Origin of the sequence: Blastococcus sp. KM273129 (assembly GCF_021698995.1) — a bacterium.
Taxonomy (GTDB): Bacteria; Actinomycetota; Actinomycetes; order Mycobacteriales; family Geodermatophilaceae; genus Blastococcus.
The window spans coordinates 1-17,724 of record NZ_SSXB01000083.1 but is presented as its reverse complement, the minus strand read 5'-3'; the positions used below and the strand labels follow the sequence as shown (position 1 = coordinate 17,724).

The 17,724-nt window shown below is 75.1% G+C and carries 17 protein-coding genes; 12 read left to right on the top strand and 5 right to left on the bottom strand.

The genetic code is table 11. The features are described from left to right. The first annotated feature begins 132 nt into the window (after positions 1–132). The 7 genes from E9565_RS18500 (at position 133) to E9565_RS18470 (ending at position 6,234) form a co-directional block, all read left to right on the top strand. On the top strand, positions 133–795 hold the full coding sequence (locus E9565_RS18500; protein ID WP_236836349.1) for a fasciclin domain-containing protein: 663 nt from the start codon (positions 133–135) through the stop codon (positions 793–795). A gap of 70 nt (positions 796–865) precedes the next feature. Next, positions 866–1,420 (top strand): orotate phosphoribosyltransferase, encoded by a 555-nt coding sequence (pyrE, locus tag E9565_RS18495; protein WP_236828297.1) that lies wholly within the window; start codon positions 866–868, stop codon positions 1,418–1,420. Positions 1,421–1,537: 117 nt separating this feature from the next. Continuing rightward, positions 1,538–2,956 carry an FAD-binding oxidoreductase gene (locus E9565_RS18490; RefSeq protein ID WP_236836347.1) on the top strand — a complete coding sequence of 473 codons (1,419 nt, stop codon included), beginning with the start codon at positions 1,538–1,540 and terminating at the stop codon, positions 2,954–2,956. Continuing rightward, positions 2,953–4,305 carry an FAD-dependent oxidoreductase gene (locus tag E9565_RS18485; RefSeq protein WP_236836344.1) on the top strand — a complete coding sequence of 451 codons (1,353 nt, stop codon included), beginning with the start codon at positions 2,953–2,955 and terminating at the stop codon, positions 4,303–4,305. Before E9565_RS18490 ends, E9565_RS18485 begins: the two co-directional genes overlap by 4 nt. A gap of 172 nt (positions 4,306–4,477) precedes the next feature. Continuing rightward, a complete protein-coding gene (fbaA, locus tag E9565_RS18480) occupies positions 4,478–5,512 on the top strand; it encodes a class II fructose-bisphosphate aldolase (protein WP_236828294.1) in 1,035 nt (344 codons plus the stop codon). Then, entirely contained in the window at positions 5,509–5,937 is a 429-nt protein-coding gene (locus E9565_RS18475; protein WP_236836342.1) for a DUF3151 domain-containing protein, read from the top strand. The genes fbaA and E9565_RS18475 overlap by 4 nt, the downstream gene beginning before the upstream one ends. Positions 5,938–6,090: 153 nt before the next feature. Continuing rightward, complete coding sequence (locus E9565_RS18470) at positions 6,091–6,234, top strand: GPGG-motif small membrane protein (protein WP_236828292.1); 144 nt, start codon at positions 6,091–6,093, stop codon at positions 6,232–6,234. Between the two features lie 40 nt (positions 6,235–6,274). Here the strand turns inward: E9565_RS18470 and E9565_RS18465 are convergent, their stop codons facing one another. The 3 genes from E9565_RS18465 to E9565_RS18455 form a co-directional block, all read right to left on the bottom strand. Next, positions 6,275–7,111 carry an ATP-binding cassette domain-containing protein gene (locus E9565_RS18465; RefSeq protein WP_236828291.1) on the bottom strand — a complete coding sequence of 279 codons (837 nt, stop codon included), beginning with the start codon at positions 7,109–7,111 and terminating at the stop codon, positions 6,275–6,277. After that, on the bottom strand, positions 7,108–8,172 hold the full coding sequence (locus tag E9565_RS18460) for an ABC transporter permease (RefSeq protein ID WP_236836339.1): 1,065 nt from the start codon (positions 8,170–8,172) through the stop codon (positions 7,108–7,110). Before E9565_RS18460 ends, E9565_RS18465 begins: the two co-directional genes overlap by 4 nt. 119 nt (positions 8,173–8,291) lie before the next feature. Next, a complete protein-coding gene (locus tag E9565_RS18455; RefSeq protein WP_236836336.1) occupies positions 8,292–8,906 on the bottom strand; it encodes a hypothetical protein in 615 nt (204 codons plus the stop codon). A 116-nt stretch (positions 8,907–9,022) separates the two neighbouring features. On the opposite strand from E9565_RS18455, the gene E9565_RS18450 reads away from it, so the two are divergent. Together E9565_RS18450 and rsgA are read left to right on the top strand one after the other, a co-directional pair. Continuing rightward, entirely contained in the window at positions 9,023–10,309 is a 1,287-nt protein-coding gene (locus tag E9565_RS18450; RefSeq protein ID WP_236836335.1) for an adenylosuccinate synthase, read from the top strand. Positions 10,310–10,469: 160 nt separating this feature from the next. After that, positions 10,470–11,483 (top strand): ribosome small subunit-dependent GTPase A, encoded by a 1,014-nt coding sequence (rsgA, locus tag E9565_RS18445; protein WP_236836334.1) that lies wholly within the window; start codon positions 10,470–10,472, stop codon positions 11,481–11,483. Between the two features lie 60 nt (positions 11,484–11,543). On the opposite strand, the gene E9565_RS18440 is transcribed toward rsgA, so the two are convergent. Then, positions 11,544–12,509, bottom strand: coding sequence for a glycerophosphodiester phosphodiesterase family protein (locus tag E9565_RS18440; RefSeq protein WP_236836332.1), 966 nt, complete (start codon positions 12,507–12,509; stop codon positions 11,544–11,546). A gap of 252 nt (positions 12,510–12,761) precedes the next feature. Between E9565_RS18440 and purD the strand changes: the two genes are divergently transcribed. After that, entirely contained in the window at positions 12,762–14,045 is a 1,284-nt protein-coding gene (gene purD, locus E9565_RS18435; RefSeq protein WP_236828285.1) for a phosphoribosylamine--glycine ligase, read from the top strand. Here the strand turns inward: purD and E9565_RS18430 are convergent. Beyond that, a complete protein-coding gene (locus E9565_RS18430; RefSeq protein ID WP_236836330.1) occupies positions 14,042–15,454 on the bottom strand; it encodes an AI-2E family transporter in 1,413 nt (470 codons plus the stop codon). The two genes, purD and E9565_RS18430, sit on opposite strands and share 4 nt — an antisense overlap. 96 nt (positions 15,455–15,550) lie before the next feature. Here E9565_RS18430 and purB point away from each other — a divergent pair, with 96 nt between their 5' ends. Both purB and E9565_RS18420 read left to right on the top strand, forming a co-directional pair. Beyond that, positions 15,551–16,858, top strand: coding sequence for an adenylosuccinate lyase (gene purB, locus E9565_RS18425; protein ID WP_236836328.1), 1,308 nt, complete (start codon positions 15,551–15,553; stop codon positions 16,856–16,858). Beyond that, on the top strand, positions 16,855–17,712 hold the full coding sequence (locus E9565_RS18420; RefSeq protein ID WP_236836326.1) for a phosphoribosylaminoimidazolesuccinocarboxamide synthase: 858 nt from the start codon (positions 16,855–16,857) through the stop codon (positions 17,710–17,712). The genes purB and E9565_RS18420 overlap by 4 nt, the downstream gene beginning before the upstream one ends. Positions 17,713–17,724: the final 12 nt, after the last annotated feature.

The window sequence follows — 17,724 nt, the reverse complement described above, 5'->3', positions numbered from 1 at the left end:
GGGTGGGGGCGGGGATCGGCCGGCACCCGCCCAGCCTGGCAGACCGAGGGGTCGCCGGCGGCGAGGCCACCGGCGGCCCGCCAGGATCGACCGCGACGCGCCGTCGCGCCGGACGAGGAACAGGAGCACCACATGACGCGCACCCACCCCCGCGGGATCCTGCTCGCGGCCCTCTCGGGCGTGGCGCTCGCGCTCGGCGGCTGCGGCTCCGACGACGCCCCCGCCGGGAGCACGGCCACCACGACCCCGGGCACCGCCGGCGCCGCCCCGGAGACCACCACCACCGCGCCCGTCCCCGACGGGCCGTTCGGCGCGGGGTGCTCGGCGGTGGCCCCCGGAGGACCGGCTGGGTTCGCGGGGATGAGCGCCGTGCCGGTCGCCACCGCCGCCGGCAGCACCCCGGGGCTGTCGAGGCTGGTCCAGGCGCTGCAGGCGGCCAGCCTCGTGGAGACGCTGGACACCACGCAGGACATCACCGTGCTCGCCCCGGCCGACGTCGCGTTCGAGGCGGTCCCGGCCGACGCGCTGCAGGGGCTGATGGCCGACACCCCGGCGCTGACCGCGCTGCTGACCCACCACGTCCTCCCGGGCCGCCTGGCGCCCGCCGAGCTGGTCGGGACGCACACCACGCTCAACAACGACGAGGTGACCGTCGAGGGGTCGGGCGAGGAGCTCACCATCGGCGCCGACGGCACGCTCGTCGGGGCGGGGGCCTCGGTGATCTGCGGCCACGTGCAGACGGCCAACGCCACCGTCTACGTCACCGACCAGGTGCTGCAGCCCGCCGAGGGCTGAGGGCGCCCCCCGGCCGGGGACGAGCGACGCACCGGGCCGCCGCCCGGACGCGTGTCTAGGGTTCCTCCCCATGACGGCTCCCACCGCCCTGCCCGACCGCGACCGGCTGCTCCAGCTGATCGTCGACCTCGCCGTGGTGCACGGGAAGGTCACGCTCTCCTCTGGCCAGGAGGCCGACTGGTACATCGACATGCGCCGGCTGACCCTGCACCACGAGGGCGCCCCGCTGGTCGGCCGGGTGATGCGCCAGCTCACCGGCGACCTGCGCTACGACGTCGTCGGCGGGCTCACGCTGGGGGCGGACCCGGTGGCGACGGCGATGCTGCACGCGGCCGCGGCCGGCGAGGGGTGGCTCGACGCCTGCGTGGTGCGCAAGGCGGGCAAGGCGCACGGGCTGCAGCGGCGGATCGAGGGGCCGGACGTCGCCGGCCGCGCCGTCCTGGTGGTCGAGGACGTCTCCACCACCGGCGGCAGCCCGCTCACCGCCGCCGAGGCGCTGCAGGAGGCCGGCGCCGAGGTGGTCGCGGTCGCGGTGGTCGTCGACCGGGGCGGGCGGCAGGCGGTCGAGGATGCAGGTTTCGAGTACCGGGCGGCCTTCACCCTCGCCGACCTCGGCCTCTCCTGAGGACCGCGGATGATCAGGTGACCTGATCGTTCCGGGTCCTGGCTCAGCATCGGTAGTGAGCCAGGACCCTTGGTGATCAGGTGACCTGATCACCAAGGGAGCCTCTACGGTGTGACGGTGACCACGACGACGGCGACGTGGCTCGCCGAGCTGACCGATGCGCTGGGCCGCGACAGCGTGCTGACCGACCCCGACGTCACGGCCGCCTACGCCCGCGACCAGGCGATGATGGCGCCGGCCGGCCTCCCCGCGGCGGTGGCCTTCCCGCGGCGTACCGACGACGTCGCCGCCGTCCTGCGGATCGCCTCGCGGCACGGCATCCCGGTGGTGCCGCGCGGCGCGGGCTCCGGCCTCGCGGGCGGCAGCAACGCCGTCGACGGCGGCATCACGCTGGTCATGACCCGCATGGACGCCGTCCTGGAGGTCTCCACCGCCGACCGGCTGGCCGTCGTGCAGCCGGGCGTGGTCAACAAGCAGCTGCGCGACGCGGTCGCCGGCAGCGGGCTGTTCTACCCGCCGGACCCCTCCAGCTACGACTGGTGCACGATCGGCGGCAACCTGGCCACCAACTCCGGCGGCCTGTGCTGCGTGAAGTACGGCGTCACCACCGACTACGTGCTCGGCCTCGAGGTGGTGCTCGCCGACGGGCGCGTGCTGCGCACCGGCCGGCGCACGGTCAAGGGCGTGGCCGGCTACGACCTCGCCCGCCTGTTCGTAGGCTCCGAGGGCACGCTCGGCGTCATCACCGAGGCCACGCTCGCGCTCCGCCCCGCGCCGCGGGCGCCGGTCACCCTGGCCGCCTCGTTCGCGACGACGGCGCAGGCCGGCCAGGTCGTCGAGCGGGTGGTCACCTCCGGGCTGGTGCCCAGCCTGCTGGAGATCATGGACGGCACCTGCATCCGCACCGTCGACCAGGTGCTGAAGGCCGGTCTGGACCACGGCACCCGGGCGCTGCTGGTCGCCCAGTCCGACGCGGGGGGTGCGGCCGCCGCCCAGGAGGTCGCCGCGCTCACCCGGCTGTGCGAGGAGGCCGGCGCCCAGTTCGTCCACTCCACCGAGGACCAGGCGGAGGGCGACCTGCTGCTCGCGGCCCGGCGCATGGCGCTGCCCGCGCTGGAGCGGGTCGGGGGTGCGGTGCTGATCGACGACGTCGCCGTGCCCCGCTCGAGGATCGCCGGCTTCCTGGACGGCTGCGACGCCATCGCCGCCGACCGCGACGTCGTCATCGGCGTCGTCGGGCACGCCGGTGACGGCAACATGCACCCGACCGTCTGCTTCGACGCGGGCGACGCCGACCAGCGGCAGCGGGCCTACGCGGCGTTCGACGACATCCTGGCCCTCGGGCTGTCCCTCGGCGGGACGATCACCGGCGAGCACGGCGTGGGCACGATCAAGCTGGACTGGCTGGAGCGGGAGATCGGTCCGGTGGCGCTGGACGTGCACCGCTCGATCAAGGCCGCCCTCGACCCCGCCGGTCTGCTCAACCCGGGGACGGTGTTCCGCAGCACGCCGGCGGGTGCCACGCTGGGGCGATGAGCAGGGAGCGCTTCCTCGTCATCGGCGGTGACGCGGCGGGGATGTCGGCGGCGGCGCAGGCGCGGCGGCTGAGGGACGCGGACGACCTCGAGGTCGTGGTGCTCGAGCAGGGGGACGTCGTCTCCTACTCCGCCTGCGGCATCCCGTACTGGATCGGCGGCCAGGTGGCCGACCGCGCGCAGCTGATCGCCCGGACGCCGGAGCAGTTCGCCGCCCGCGGCATCACCGTGCACACCGGCACCCGGGCGGTCGAGATCGACGCGGCCGCGGGCAAGGTGGTCACGGATGCCGGCGAGCGGATCGGCTACGACCGGCTGCTCGTCGCGACCGGCGGCCGGCCCAACCGCCCGCCGATCCCCGGCCTGGACGCGCCCGGGGTCTTCGGCGTCCACCGCCTCGACGACGGCGCCGCCATCCGTGCGGCCCTGGAGTCCGACCCGCGCCGCGCCCTGGTGCTCGGCGGCGGCTACATCGGGCTGGAGATGGCCGAGGCCCTGCAGCGCCGCGGGCTCGAGGTCACCGTGGTGCTCGCCGACCCGCTCCCGATGCAGCTGCTCGACGCGGACATGGCCGAGCGGGTCTGTGCCGGCATGGGCACCATGGGCATGGAGATGCACCCCGACCAGGCGGTGCGGGAGATCCTGGTCGACGACTCCGGCCGCGCGCGGGGCGTGCGCACCGACGCCGGCAGCTATGACGCGGACCTGGTCGTGCTCGGGCTCGGCATGGGGCCGGAGGTGGCGCTGGCCGAGCAGGCCGGCATCCGGCTGGGCACCACCGGCGCGATCGCCGTCGACCGCACCCAGCGCACCCGCTCGCACCCGGAGATCTACGCCGCCGGCGACTGCTCGCAGACCTTCCACCGGGTCACCGGCGAGGCGACCCACGTCGCGCTGGGCACCCACGCCAACAAGCAGGGCCGGGTGGCGGGCTCGGTGATCGGTGGCCGGGCGGCGCGTTTCGCCGGCGTCCTGGGCACCGCGCTGACCAAGGTCGGCGACCTGGAGATCGGCCGCACCGGGCTCTGCACGACCGAGGCCGAGGAGGCCGGCTTCGACTACCGCACCGACACCATCGAGGCGACGACGAGAGCGGGGTACTACCCGGGCGCGGAGGAGATCGCGATCAAGCTGATCAGCGAGGCCGGGTCCGGCCGGCTGATCGGCGCCCAGGTCGTGGGCGGGCCCGGCTCGGGCAAGCGGATCGACGTGCTCGCCACCGCCATCTGGGCGGGGATGACCGCGGAGGACCTCGCCGGCTCCGACCTCTCCTACGCCCCGCCGTTCTCGCCCACCTACGACCCGGTGGTCGTCGCCGCCCGGGTGGTCAGCCGCATCGAGCAGGGCTGAGCCCGGAGACGGCGGCGCGCAGCCAGGCGTCACCCGGTCGGTGGTCCCCAGGGGACCACCTCGGGACGCGGCGTCCGCCCCGACGCCCCGGAGCGCGCCCGGCGGCGCGATACTGCACACCGACATCCGCACGTACAGCGCCGTACAGCCGTTCCCGACGGAGGAGTGCCGCATGCCCATCGCCAGCCCCGAGGTCTACGCCGACATGATCAGCCGGGCGAAGGAGGGCGGGTTCGCCTACCCGGCGATCAACTGCACGTCCTCCGAGACCGTCAACGCGGCGCTGCGCGGGTTCGCCGACGCCGGCAGCGACGGGATCATCCAGTTCTCCACCGGTGGTGCGGAGTTCGGCTCCGGCACCCGGGTCAAGGACATGGTCACCGGTGCGGTCGCGCTGGCCGAGTTCACCCACGTCGTCGCCGAGAAGTACCCGGTCAACGTGGCGCTGCACACCGACCACTGCCCGAAGGACAAGCTCGACTCCTACGTGCGCCCGCTCATCGCGCTGTCCAAGGACCGGGTCGACGCCGGCCAGGAGCCGCTGTTCCAGTCGCACATGTGGGACGGCTCGGCGATCGAGCTCGGCGAGAACCTCGACATCGCCGAGGAGCTGATGGAGAAGTCGGCGGCGGCCAAGATCGTCCTGGAGCTGGAGATCGGCATCGTCGGCGGCGAGGAGGACGGCGTCGTCGCGGAGATCAACGAGAAGCTCTACACCGCCGACGGCGACTTCCTGCGCACCGCGCAGCAGCTCGGGCTCGGGGAGCGCGGCGTCTACCTGCTGGCGGCGACCTTCGGCAACGTGCACGGGGTCTACAAGCCCGGCAACGTCAAGCTGCGTCCCGACGTGCTGCAGCGCGGGCAGGCGCTGGTCGCCAAGGAGTTCGGCCTGGGCGAGGACGCCAAGCCGTTCAACCTGGTCTTCCACGGCGGCTCCGGCTCGGCCGAGTCGGAGATCCGCGAGGCGCTCTCCTACGGCGTCGTGAAGATGAACGTCGACACCGACACCCAGTACGCCTTCACCCGGCCGATCGCCGGGCACATGTTCACCCACTACGACGGCGTGCTGAAGATCGACGGCGAGGTCGGCAACAAGAAGACCTACGACCCGCGCAGCTACCTCAAGGCCGCCGAGACCAGCATGGCGGCCCGCGTCGTCCAGGCCTGCGAGGACCTGCTGTCGGCCGGCCAGTCGCAGGGGGCGTGATCGTGGGCCACCCGCACGGGAACCTGCTGGGCGAGCCCGACCCGACGCTGCTGCCGCCGACGCCGGAGGCCGACGCCGAGCTCGCCGAGGGCGCCACGCTGGCCGAGGCCGCGGCGCACCACCCCACGGTGAGCGCGGTGTGGGCGGGTCTCGCCGAGGAGGCGATCAGCCGCCCCGAACGGGCGCTGGTCGACACGGTCCAGGCCTACGCCTACGCCCGCACCGGCTACCACCGCGGGCTGGACGCGCTGCGCCGCAACGGGTGGAAGGGCTACGGCCCCGTGCCGTGGTCGCACGAGCCCAACCGGGGCTTCCTGCGCTGCGTGATGGTCCTCGCCCGCGCGGCCGAGGCCATCGGCGAGACGGCGGAGGCCGAGCGCTGCACCCAGCTGCTCCAGGACTCCGATCCGACGCTGGCCATCTGATCGTTCACGATCGGTAACGGGCGGTCCGCTCCGGCGGGCCGCCCGTTGCCCGTTCCAGCAGCGCGTTCGGCTTCCCGGGTTTGGATCACCGCCGTCGTGATCACTACGCAGAGTGCTCGGCGCCAGAAGGGCGCCCAGGAAAGGAGACCTCTGATGGCCACCTTGCTCTGGATCCTCGCCGTCGTCCTCGTGGTCGCCGGCGTCGTGGCGATCATCCGCAAGGAGATCCTGTGGGGGATCGTCCTGATCGTGGTCGGCCTGCTGGTCGGCCCGGGTGGGGTGAGCATCTTCACCTGACCGGCCCCGGGCCCCCGCCGTCGCGGGGGCCCGGGGGTGTTCACCGCTCGCCGAGCTCCGGGTGGAGGGCGGTGAGCGCGTCGGTCAGCGTGTTCAGCTGGTCCCCGCCGGCCATCAGCGCGGTGAGCCCGTCGGAGTCGACGTCGTCGCGGGTGAGGTTCCCGGCGACCTGCCCGTGGGCCAGCAGCAGGAACCGGTCGCCGACCAGGTGGGCGTAGCGCGGGTTGTTGGTGACGACGACGACCGCCAGGCCCTGGGCCCGGGCCCTGAGGACCGCCTGCCCGAACAGCGTCTGGCGGGCCACCGTCATGGGCGTGACGGGCTCGTCGATGACCAGGGCCCGCGCGCCGAAGTGCAGCGCCCGGGCGACCGCCAGGCTCTGCCGCTCACCGGCCTGCAGGGCGCTCGCCGGCTGGTCGGGGTCCAGCCCGGTGACGCCCACCCGCGCCATCGCCCGCGTCGTCGTCTCGCGCGCGCCGTCCAGGTCGAGCCGGCGGAACGGCCACACCCCGCGGGTGGGCTCGGCGCCGAGGAAGAAGTTCCGCCAGACCGACAGCAGCGGGGCGACGGCGAGGTCCTGCCACACGGTGGCGATCCCCGCCTCCCGGGCCTGGCGCGGCGAGCGGAACCGCGTCGGCACGCCGCCGACCAGCAGGTCGCCCTCGTCGTGGCGGCGCAGCCCCGAGATCAGCTGGACCAGGGTGGACTTGCCCGAGCCGTTCTCCCCGAGGACGCAGGTGATCTGCCCGGGGAGCAGGGCGGCGGTGACCCGGCTGAGCGCGGGCACGCTGCCGTGCCGCACGGTGACGCCGCGCAGCTCGACCACCGGGGTGGCGCGCTCGACCCGCTCCTCCAGGTCCGGCGGGGTGGCGCTCACGACCGCGGCCTCGCGCGGAGCCGGCGCCGCACCTCGCCGTTGGCCAGCAGCGCCACCAGCAGCAGGACGCCCAGGAGCGCCTGGAACCAGCGGGTGTCCCAGTCGGCCAGCGTGATGCCCTCCCGCGCGACCGCGTACAGCAGCGCGCCCACGGAGGCGCCGATCGCCGACCCGTAGCCGCCGGTCAGCAGGCACCCCCCGATGACCGCCACGACGATGAAGTCGATCCCGCTGAGGATCCCGACCGTCCCCCCGGCCTGGACGCTGGCCAGGCGCACCAGGGTCATCGTGCCGAGCAGCCAGCCCGCGGCCGCCGTCAGGCAGAACAGCGCCACGGTCGTGCGCCGCACCGGTACGCCGAGCTCGCGCGCGGCCCGGCGGGCGCCGCCGCTGGCGAACACCGCGTTGCCGAACTTCGTGCGCCACAGCGCCCAGGTGGCCAGCGCCGTGATGCCGAGCCACCACAGGATGCTCACGCTGAACCGCCCGTTGCCGAGCTGGACGGTCGCATCGAAGACGGCGGTCGCCGAGGACCAGCCGGGGGACTCGTCCAGCCCGCTGACCCGGGTGCCGCCCGCCACCGCCTGCGCCCCGGCCTGCGAGGTGCCCTGCAGGATGAGGAAGGTCGCCAGGGTGACCAGGAAGCTGGGCAGGCCGGTGTTCACGACCAGGACGCCGTTGACCACCCCGACCACCAGCGCCGCCAGCAGCGAGACCAGCAGCGCCGGCCAGGTGCTCCACCCCGCGTAGCCGATGAGCAGCGCCGTGAGCAGCGAGCTCGCGACCGCGGTGACCCCCACCGAGAGGTCGAACTGCCCGGCCACCAGCAGCAGCGCCACCGCGACCCCGCCGATGCCGAGGAGCGCCGCCGTGTCCAGGACCGTCGCCAGCCCGAAGGGGCTGAGGAGCTCGGGCACCCGCAGGGCGAAGAAGGCGACGACGATGACCAGGCCCACGACGGCGGGCAGGCTCGGCCGCGCGAACGCGCGCGCCAGGAAGCGGCGGCCGGCGGGTACCTCGGCGGTCCGGGCGCCGAAGGTCCCGCGAGGGTCGGAGATCACCGGCACGGCGACCCGTGGGCGTGGCAGGACGTCGGCAGCGGGTCCTCCTCGGGCGGTCGGGTGGCTCCAGTGTCCACGACGCCCCCGGCCCCCCGCAGCCGCCCGGTGCGGGGGTCCTCTCAGGGGTCGAGCCGCCACCGCACGCGGTCGTCGGCGTACCACGTCCACCGGTGGACGGGGCGCACGAACGGCACCCCGTCCCGGACGATCCGGGCCGGGTCCGAGGCCACCTGCAGCGCGCGCCCGCTGGTCTGCCGGGTGGGCCGCAGGGGCTGGGTCATCACGGTCACCGTGATGGTGTCGACGGCGGTCCAGTCCGGCCGCACGTCGATGCGGGTGATCTCGCCGTCGGCCACCTTGATGTCGTCGTGGTACGCCTGCAGGCCCAGCCGCCGGGAGAGCGACCGGCGGCCGTCGCCGGAGGCCTCGATGCGGCCGTGGTGCAGCAGCACGCCGCCGTGGTCGTCGCGGACGAGCCCGAGCTCGCGGGGCGCCCCGGTACCGATGCCGAGGGCACGGGCCAGCGCGGTCGAGGACGTGTCGGCCGCCGGTTCCCACGCGACGGGCACCTCCGCCGTCCGCCCGGCCTTGAACAGCGCCGCCAGCGCCCCGGAGAGGCCGGCGACCGGGCCGCGCACCAGCAGCCGGTCGGCCGTCGCGACCGGCTCCAGCTGGCTCCGCAGGGGTGCCTCCGCGGGGCCCAGGCGGCGGAGGTCCAGCTCGACCGAGGACATGCCGATACCCTGTCACCCGTCCCACCCCAGCCCCGGCCGACCTGCCGGGGGATCGACCCGGGTGCCGCGCAGCAGACCCGTGCCGCCACCCCGCCGGACAGGAGAGCCACGAGCCGATGCCCGCTGTCGTGCTGATCGGTGCCCAGTGGGGCGACGAGGGCAAGGGCAAGGCCACCGACCTGCTCGGCGGCCGCGTCCCCTACGTCGTCCGCTACCAGGGCGGCAACAACGCCGGGCACACGGTGATCACCCCGGACGGCGAGAAGTACGCCCTGCACCTGATCCCGTCCGGGATCCTGACGCCGGGCTGCACGCCGGTCATCGGCAACGGCGTGGTGATCGACCCGGAGGTGCTCATCCGCGAGCTGGCGGGTCTGGAGGAGCGCGGGGTGGACACCTCGCGGCTGGTGATCTCCTCCGACGCGCACCTGATCATGCCGCACCACCGGGCCCTCGACAAAGTCACCGAGCGGTTCCTCGGCAAGCGCAAGATCGGCACGACCGGCCGCGGCATCGGCCCCGCGTACGGCGACAAGGTCGCCCGCGTCGGCATCCGCGTCCAGGACCTGCTCGACCTGTCGATCCTGCGGCAGAAGCTCGAGGGGACGCTGCAGGAGAAGAACCAGGTCCTGGTCAAGGTCTACAACCGCAAGGCCATCGACGTCGACGAGGTCGTCGAGGAGTACACGCAGTACGCCGAGGCGCTCAGGCACCGGATCGTCGACACCCGCCTGCTGCTGGGCAAGGCGCTCGACGCCGGTGAGTGGGTGCTGCTGGAGGGCTCGCAGGGCACGCTGCTCGACGTCGACCACGGCACCTATCCGTTCGTGACGTCGTCCAACCCGACCGCGGGCGGGGCGGCCGTCGGCGCCGGTGTCGGCCCGACGCGGATCGAGCGCGTCGTCGGCATCCTCAAGGCCTACACGACCCGCGTGGGGTCGGGGCCGTTCCCCACGGAGCTGCACGACCAGTGGGGCGAGTACCTGCGCAAGCACGGCGGCGAGGTCGGCGTCACCACCGGTCGGGACCGGCGCTGCGGCTGGTTCGACGCCGTCGTCGCCCGCTACGCCAGCCGGGTCAACGGCATCACCGACTTCTTCCTCACCAAGCTCGACGTCCTGTCCGGCCTGGAGACGGTGCCGATCTGCGTCGCCTACGAGATCGACGGCGTCCGGCACGACGAGATGCCGATGACGCAGACCGATTTCCACCACGCGACGCCGGTCTACGAGGAGATGCCGGGCTGGTTCGAGGACATCCGCGGCTGCCGCACCTTCGACGAGCTGCCCGCGGCCGCCCAGGCCTACGTGCGCCGGCTGGAGGAGTTCTCCGGGGCCCGGATCAGCGTCATCGGTGTCGGCCCCGGCCGCGACGAGAACGTCGTCCTCCACGACCTGATCTGAGTGATCCGTCGTCCTCCGGACGACCACGTTCCGTCCCCGGCTGAGCTGAGCCGTTGCGTCGCGGCTGCGCGGAGGCCTCCGGCCCCCACTCGCCACGACCGAGCGGTGCTGCGGGTAAATGCCGCGACAGCCGGGGCCGCCCGGGGCCACGATGCCGTGCGTGGAGCTGACCGACCTCGGCTGGACGCCGGACCGCGCCGCCGCGCTGCCCCCGGGCAGCGAGCCGGGGCGGGTGGTGCGCGTCGACCGCGCGCGGCTGACCGCGCTCACCGCCGGCGGCGAGCGCCGGGCGCACCCCGCACCCGCCCTGCGCGACGACGTGGTCGGGGGCCCCGCGGTCGGTGACTGGATCGCGCTGCGCGGCGAGCTCGCGGTCGCCGTCCTGCCGCGCCGCAGCGCCTTCACCCGCACGGCCGCGGGCCGCACCTCGGCCGCGCAGGTCGTGGCCGCCAACGTCGACACGGTGCTGGTGGTGGATGCGCTGACCGGACCGGCCCGGCTGCGGCGGGTGGAGCGCTACCTGGCCGTGGCGTGGAGCAGCGGCGCCGCGCCGGTCGTCGTCCTCACCAAGGCCGACCTGTGCCCCGACGTGCCGGCCGGGGTGGCCCAGGTCGCCGAGGACGCCGTCGGCGTGCCGGTGCTGGCGGTCAGCCCGGTCACCGGGGCGGGGCTGGACGCCGTCCGGGCGCTGGTACCCGCCGGGGCCACCGCCGCCATGGTGGGCCCCTCCGGCGTCGGCAAGTCCAGCCTCGCGAACGCGCTGACCGGGCGGGAGGTGGCGGGCACCCGCCAGATCCGCGACGACGGCCGGGGCCGCCACACGACCACGGCGCGGGAGCTGCACCGGCTGCCCGGCGGCGGGTTGCTGATCGACACCCCGGGCATGCGGGAGCTGGGCCTGCACGACGACGCGGACGGGATCGACCGGGCGTTCGCCGACGTCGCGGAGCTGGAGACGCGTTGCCGCTACCGGGACTGCGGGCACCGGGGGGAGCCGGGCTGCGCGGTGGCGGCCGCCATCGACGACGGCCGGCTCGACCCGGCCCGGTTCACCTCCTGGCGCAAGCTGCAGGCCGAGGCCCACCGCCAGCAGCTCCGCGTGGACGCCCGGGCGCGACGGCACCGTCGTCCCCCGGACGACACCGCGACCAGGGTGCGGGCGGGCTCGCGCTGAGCCGCTGCGTGGACCGCGCCGGGAACCTCCCGGGCCCCGCGCCGCGGACCACCGGTCGGTTCAGACCAGCTGGGCGGTGAGCGCCGTGCGGGCGCGGACGGCCTGGTCGGGGGAGTCGCTGATCAGCCCGTCGACCTCCAGCGCCAGCAACGCCAGCGCGTCCCCGACGGCGTCGCCCAGCCCCTCGGGGGCGGTGCCGCGGCGGAGGTGCCTCGGCAGGAAGGCGTTCTCCGCCCGCAGCGTCCAGCAGAACACCGTCAGGTCGGCGGCGTGCGCCTGGGCGACGAGGTGGCCGCCGCCGGGCCCGTGCTCGGCCCCGCTGGCCAGCACGCGCTCCCGGCTGGGCGCGATGCCCTGGGCGTAGGTCGAGATCTCCCGCAGCCCGGACGGGGTCACCATCGCGTCACCGACCGGCAGGTCGTGGACCAGCTGCACCAGCCGCGGGCCGTCCTCGCCCAGCCGGCCGCGGAGGTCGCGGAGCACCCCGGGGTCGAACGCCTGCACGACGACGGTGCCGTCCGCGCCGTCCGCCCCGAGCCGGCGCAGCTCCTCGGCCACCAGCGCACCCATGGGCATGCCGACCTCGGCGAAGTACTCGGGGTGCTTGAGCTCGGCCAGCACCTGCACCGGCCGCTCGGCGGTGGAGCGGCAGCGGGCCAGCTCGACGACCTCGGCCAGCGTCAGGACGCCGTACCGGCCGTCGTAGGCGGTGTTCAGCGGGCGGAGCTCGGGCATCCGCTCCACGGCGCGCAGCGTCCGCAGCTCGGCGTGCGTGAAGTCCTCGGTGAACCAGCCGGTGCACACCAGGCCGTCGACCACCTTCGTGGTCCGGCGGCCGGCGAACTCCGGGTGCTCGGCCACGTCGGTCGAGAGCGACAGCTCGTTCTCGTGCCGGACCACGAGCACGCCGTCGCGGCTGAGCACGACGTCGGGCTCGATGAGGTCGGCTCCCTGGTCGACGGCCAGCTCGAAGCTCGCCCGCGTGTGCTCCGGCCGGTAGGCCGGGGCTCCGCGGTGGCCGATCACGAGGGGGCGGGGAAGACGTGTCCCTGGCCGGTCCGCCAGCGACTCGGTCGCGCGCATGGCACCCACAACACATGAATCGGGTGAATCGGGGGCGAACTGGAGGGGACGGGTCGCGCACGATCGGGCGGCCGGCGCGCTGACCAGCGGCTGCCCGCGGCCGGCGTGGGTGATCTCACACGTCGTGCCTGTGACGGGTGGGACGGCACCCTGCGGCGGGGCCGCCGGTGCGCACCATCGGTAGGGTCGCGGATCGTGCGCGTGCTGGTGATCGGCTCCGGTGCCCGGGAGCACGCCCTGTGCGTGGCTCTGCAGTCCGACCCCGCGGTGAGCGCGCTCGCCTGCTCCCCGGGCAACGCCGGGACGCGGGCCGTCGCGCCGCCGCCCCCGGGCGGGGAGCAGCTCGCCGCGGCCGACCCGGTCGCGGTGGCGGCGCTGGCGCGGGACTGGCGCGCCGGCCTCGTGGTGATCGGCCCGGAGGTGCCGCTGGTCGCCGGGGCGGCCGACGCCGTGCGCGAGGCCGGCATCGCCTGCTTCGGCCCCTCCGCGCAGGCCGCGCAGCTCGAGGGCAGCAAGTCCTTCGCCAAGCACGTCATGACGGCGGCCGGCGTCCCCACCGCACGCTCGTGGCCCGTCGGCGGCCCGGCCGAGCTGGAGACCGCGCTGGACGAGGTCGCGGCGCTCACCGGCGGTGCCCCCTACGTGGTCAAGGACGACGGGCTGGCCGCCGGCAAGGGCGTCGTCGTCACCCCCGACCGGGAGGCCGCCGCCGCGCACGGCCGGCGGGTGCTCGAGGCAGGCGGCTCCGTGCTCGTCGAGGAGTACCTCGACGGGCCGGAGGTCTCGCTGTTCGCCGTCACCGACGGGACGACGGTGCTGCCGCTGGTGCCCGCGCAGGACCACAAGCGCCGCGACGACGGCGACGCCGGCCCCAACACCGGTGGCATGGGCGCCTACGCCCCGCTGCCGTGGGCCCCGGCGGGGCTGGTCGACGAGGTGCTGGCCACCGTGCTCCAGCCGACCGTCGACGAGATGGCCCGCCGCGGCGAGACCTTCAGCGGCCTGCTCTACGCCGGGCTCGCGCTCACCTCGCGCGGTGTGCGGGTGGTGGAGTTCAACGCCCGGTTCGGCGACCCCGAGACCCAGGTCGTCCTCCCGCTGCTGGAGACGCCGCTGGGCGGGCTGCTGCACGCCGCGGCCACCGGCACCCTCGCCGACCACCCGCCGCTGCGCTGGCGCGACGGTGCCGCGGTCACCGTGGTCGTCGCCGCGCCGGGCTACCCCGAGGCGCCGCGCACCGGCGACCCGGTCACCGGCGCCGACGGCGAGGGCGTGCTGCACGCCGGGACCGCGCTCGCCGCCGACGGCACGGTGCTGTCCGCCGGCGGGCGGGTGCTGGCCGTCACCGCCGTCGGCGACGACCTCGCCGGCGCGCGCCAGGCGGCCTACGAGCGCGTGGCCGGCGTGCGGCTGGCGGACGCCCACTGGCGCACCGACATCGCCCTGGCCGCCGTCGAGGGCCGGATCGCCCTCGGCTAGCCGGCCGCGACCACGGGGCGGGCGCGCTCGGGCCGGGGCTCGGGCGGCCGCGGGCCCTCGTGCCGGCGGCTCAGGTAGGTGCCGGCGACGTTCACGCACGCCACGGTGGGGACGGCGATGAGCGCGCCGAAGATGCCGCCGACCAGCAGGCCCGCGGCGATCGCGAGCACCACCGCCAGCGGGTGCACCCGCACCGCCCGGCCCAGCAGCAGCGGCTGGAGCACGTGCCCTTCCAGCTGCATGACGCCGATGACGACGGCGAGGGCGATCAGCGCGGTGATCGGGCCGTTGGACACCAGCGCCACCAGCACCGCCACGGTGCCGGCCAGGAAGCCGCCGATGATGGGCACGAAGGCGCCGAGGAACACCAGCGCGGCGAGCGGGATCACCAGCGGCACGCCGAGCACCGCCAGCCCGATGCCGATGCCGACCGCGTCGACGAGCGCGACGACGACGGTGGCGCGCACGTAGGAGATGAGCGTCCGCCAGGAGCGCCGGGCGGCCTCGTCGAGGTAGGCGCGGGAGGCGGCCGGGAAGAGGCCGACCAGCCACAGCCAGATGGAGCGGCCGTCCTTCAGGAAGAAGAAGAGGGTGAACAGCGCCAGGACGATGCCGGTGACGACCTCGCCCACCGTGACCGCGGTGGTCAGCGCGCCCGAGGCCAGGGTGTCCTGGTTGTCGAGCAGCGCGTCCTGCGCCTCGGTGAGGAGGTCGGCGAGCTGCCCCTCGGAGATGGGGAAGCTGCGGACGACGAAGGTCTGGACCTGCTCGAGCCCCTGGCTCACCTGCGCGGCGAGGTCGGCGAAGCCCGCGGTGAACCGCTCGACGACGAGGGTGATGATGCCCGCGACCACGGCCAGGCCGACCAGCAGCATCGTGAAGGCGGCCAGGGAGGGCGGCCAGCCCCGCCTGGCCAGCCCCGCGGCCCCCGGCTGCAGGAGCGCCGAGAGCAGCAGGGCCACGAGCACCGGGACGATGACGACGGCGAGGTAGGCCGCGGCCCAGAGCAGCGCGTAGAAACCGGCGATCACCACGATCAGCCGCCAGGACCACGCGGCCGCCATGCGCAGCCCGAACGGCACGACGCCCTCCGCGCCGGCCGCGGCCCCGCGCCCGGCGGGGCGCGGGGCCGCGCCGTCGGCCGAGGGGTGCGCGGGTGGGCCGCTGACCCCACCCGGACCCAGCGCGCCGTCGAGGTCGGGGGCGCCGGGGGCCGGGCTGCCCAGCGGGGGCGGGACGCCGTCGGAGCCGTCGGCGCCGGCCCGGATGCCGACCGGGTAGGGGTCGGGCGGGCCGTGGTGGTGGTGCCAGGCGTGCGGATCGTGCTCCCGGGCGGCGCGGATCCGGTCGCGGGCGCGCGCGGCGAGGTCGCGGCTGCGCACGGCGAGAACTCGGGCGCGTCGCCGCATCGATCACCTCCGGTAGGGGCCGTTCGTGATCACGCTAGCCCTGCGGGAGACTGTCCCCGTGCTGCGACGAGCTGACCGGTGGCGGGCGGTACCCGCATGATCGAGCGCTACACCCTCCCCGAGATGGGCCGGGTCTGGAGCGACGCCCACAAGTACGAGCTGTGGTGCCGCGTCGAGACGCTCGTCCTGGAGGCGCACGCCGCGGCCGGGCGGGTGCCCGCCGACGTCGTGGAGCCGGTGCGCAACGCGCCCCCGCCCACGGCCGAGCGGGTCGCCGAGATCGAGGAGACGACGCAGCACGACGTCATCGCGTTCCTCACCGCGTGGGCCGACAACACCGAGCCGCGGTCGGCCGCCGCGTTCGTGCACCACGGCATGACGTCGTCGGACCTGCTGGACACCGCGCTGGCCGTGCAGCTCACCGAGGCCACCGACATCCTGCTGGCCAAGGCCGACCGGCTGGTGGCGGCGCTGCGCGACCACGGGCTGGCGCACCGCGGCACGATCAAGGTCGGCCGCACCCACGGCGTGCACGCCGAGCCGGACGTGTGGGGGCACCGGGTCGCCGACCTCGCCTTCGCCGCGGCCCGGTCGCGGGACCGGCTGCGGGCCGCCCGCGCACGCGTCGGCGTCGTCGCCATCTCCGGCGCCGTCGGCACGTACTCGCTCATCGACCCCTCGGTCGAGGTGGCGGTCGCCGAGGCGCTGGACCTGCGGCCGGCCGAGGCCTCCACCCAGGTAGTGCTGCGCGACTCGATCAGCGAGTGGGTCTCCGCGCTGGCGATCATCGCGACCGTCTGCGAGGCGATCGCCCTGGAGGTGCGGCACGGCCAGCGCACCGAGGTGCGGGAGCTGTCCGAGGCGTTCGGGTCGGGCCAGAAGGGCTCGAGCGCGATGCCGCACAAGAAGAACCCGATCCGCTCCGAGCGCATCGCCGGGCTGGCGCGGGTGGTGCGGGCGGCGATCGTGCCGGTCATGGAGGGCATCCCGCTCTGGCACGAGCGCGACATCTCGCACTCCTCCACCGAGCGGGTGTTCCTGCCCGACGCCGCGATCACCACCGACTACCTGCTCGACCTCACCGCGGGCCTGGTGGAGAACCTGGTGGTGGACGCCGAGCGGATGCGGGCGAACCTCGAGTCCACCGGCGGGCTGATCTACACCTCCTCGGTGCTGCTGGAGCTCGTGGAGGGCGGGCTGTCTCGCGAGGACGCCTACGCGCTGGTCCAGTCCGCGGCGATGGAGACGTGGCAGAGCGGCACGCCGTTCCGCGAGACGCTGCGCGCGCGGGCGTCGTCGTCCGGCGTGGCGCTGGACGAGGCGCGGCTGGACGAGATCTGCCGGCCGGAGCAGTACGTGGCGAACCTGGGGCCGCTGTTCGACCGGCTGGCTGCCCTGTCGTGATCGACCTCCCGCTCGTCGCCCGCGGCAAGGTGCGGGAGATCTACGACGCCGGCCCCGACCGGTTGCTGCTGGTCGCGTCGGACCGCATCTCCGCCTACGACCACGTGCTGCCCACGCCGATCCCGGACAAGGGGCGGGTGCTCACCCAGCTCTCGGTGTGGTGGTTCGAGCAGCTGACGCCGGTGCTGGAGGCGTTCGGGGCCTCGCACCACCTGGTGTCGGCCTCGGACGTGCCGGCCGACGTCGCCGGGCGGGCGATGCTCGTGCGGCGGCTGGAGATGCTGCCCGTGGAGTGCGTGGCCCGCGGCTACCTGTCGGGGTCGGGCACGAAGGAGTACGAGCGGACCGGGTCGATCCGCGACGTCGCCCTGCCGGCCGGGCTGGTCGAGGGCTCGCGGCTGCCGTCGCCGGTGTTCACGCCGTCGACCAAGGCGGAGGTCGGGGAGCACGACGAGGCGATCGACTTCGCCGCCGTCGTGACCGCCGTCGGGGCCGACCGGGCCGTGGAGCTGCGCGAGCTGACGCTGGCGCTCTACCGGCGGGGTGCGGAGATCGCGGCCGACGCCGGCATCGTGCTGGCCGACACGAAGTTCGAGTTCGGGGTGGCCGGTGGGGCGCTCGTGCTGGGCGACGAGGTGCTCACCCCCGACTCGTCCCGGTTCTGGCCGGCCGGCACCTGGTCGCCCGGGGCGGTGCAGCCCTCGTACGACAAGCAGTTCGTGCGCGACTGGCTGACCTCGTCGGGGTGGGACCGGGTCTCCGAGCCGCCCGAGCTGCCCGCCGACGTCGTCGCCGCCACGCGCGAGCGGTACGTGACGGCCTACGAGCAGCTGACCGGTCGCCGCTTCGCCTGACCCGCCACCCCC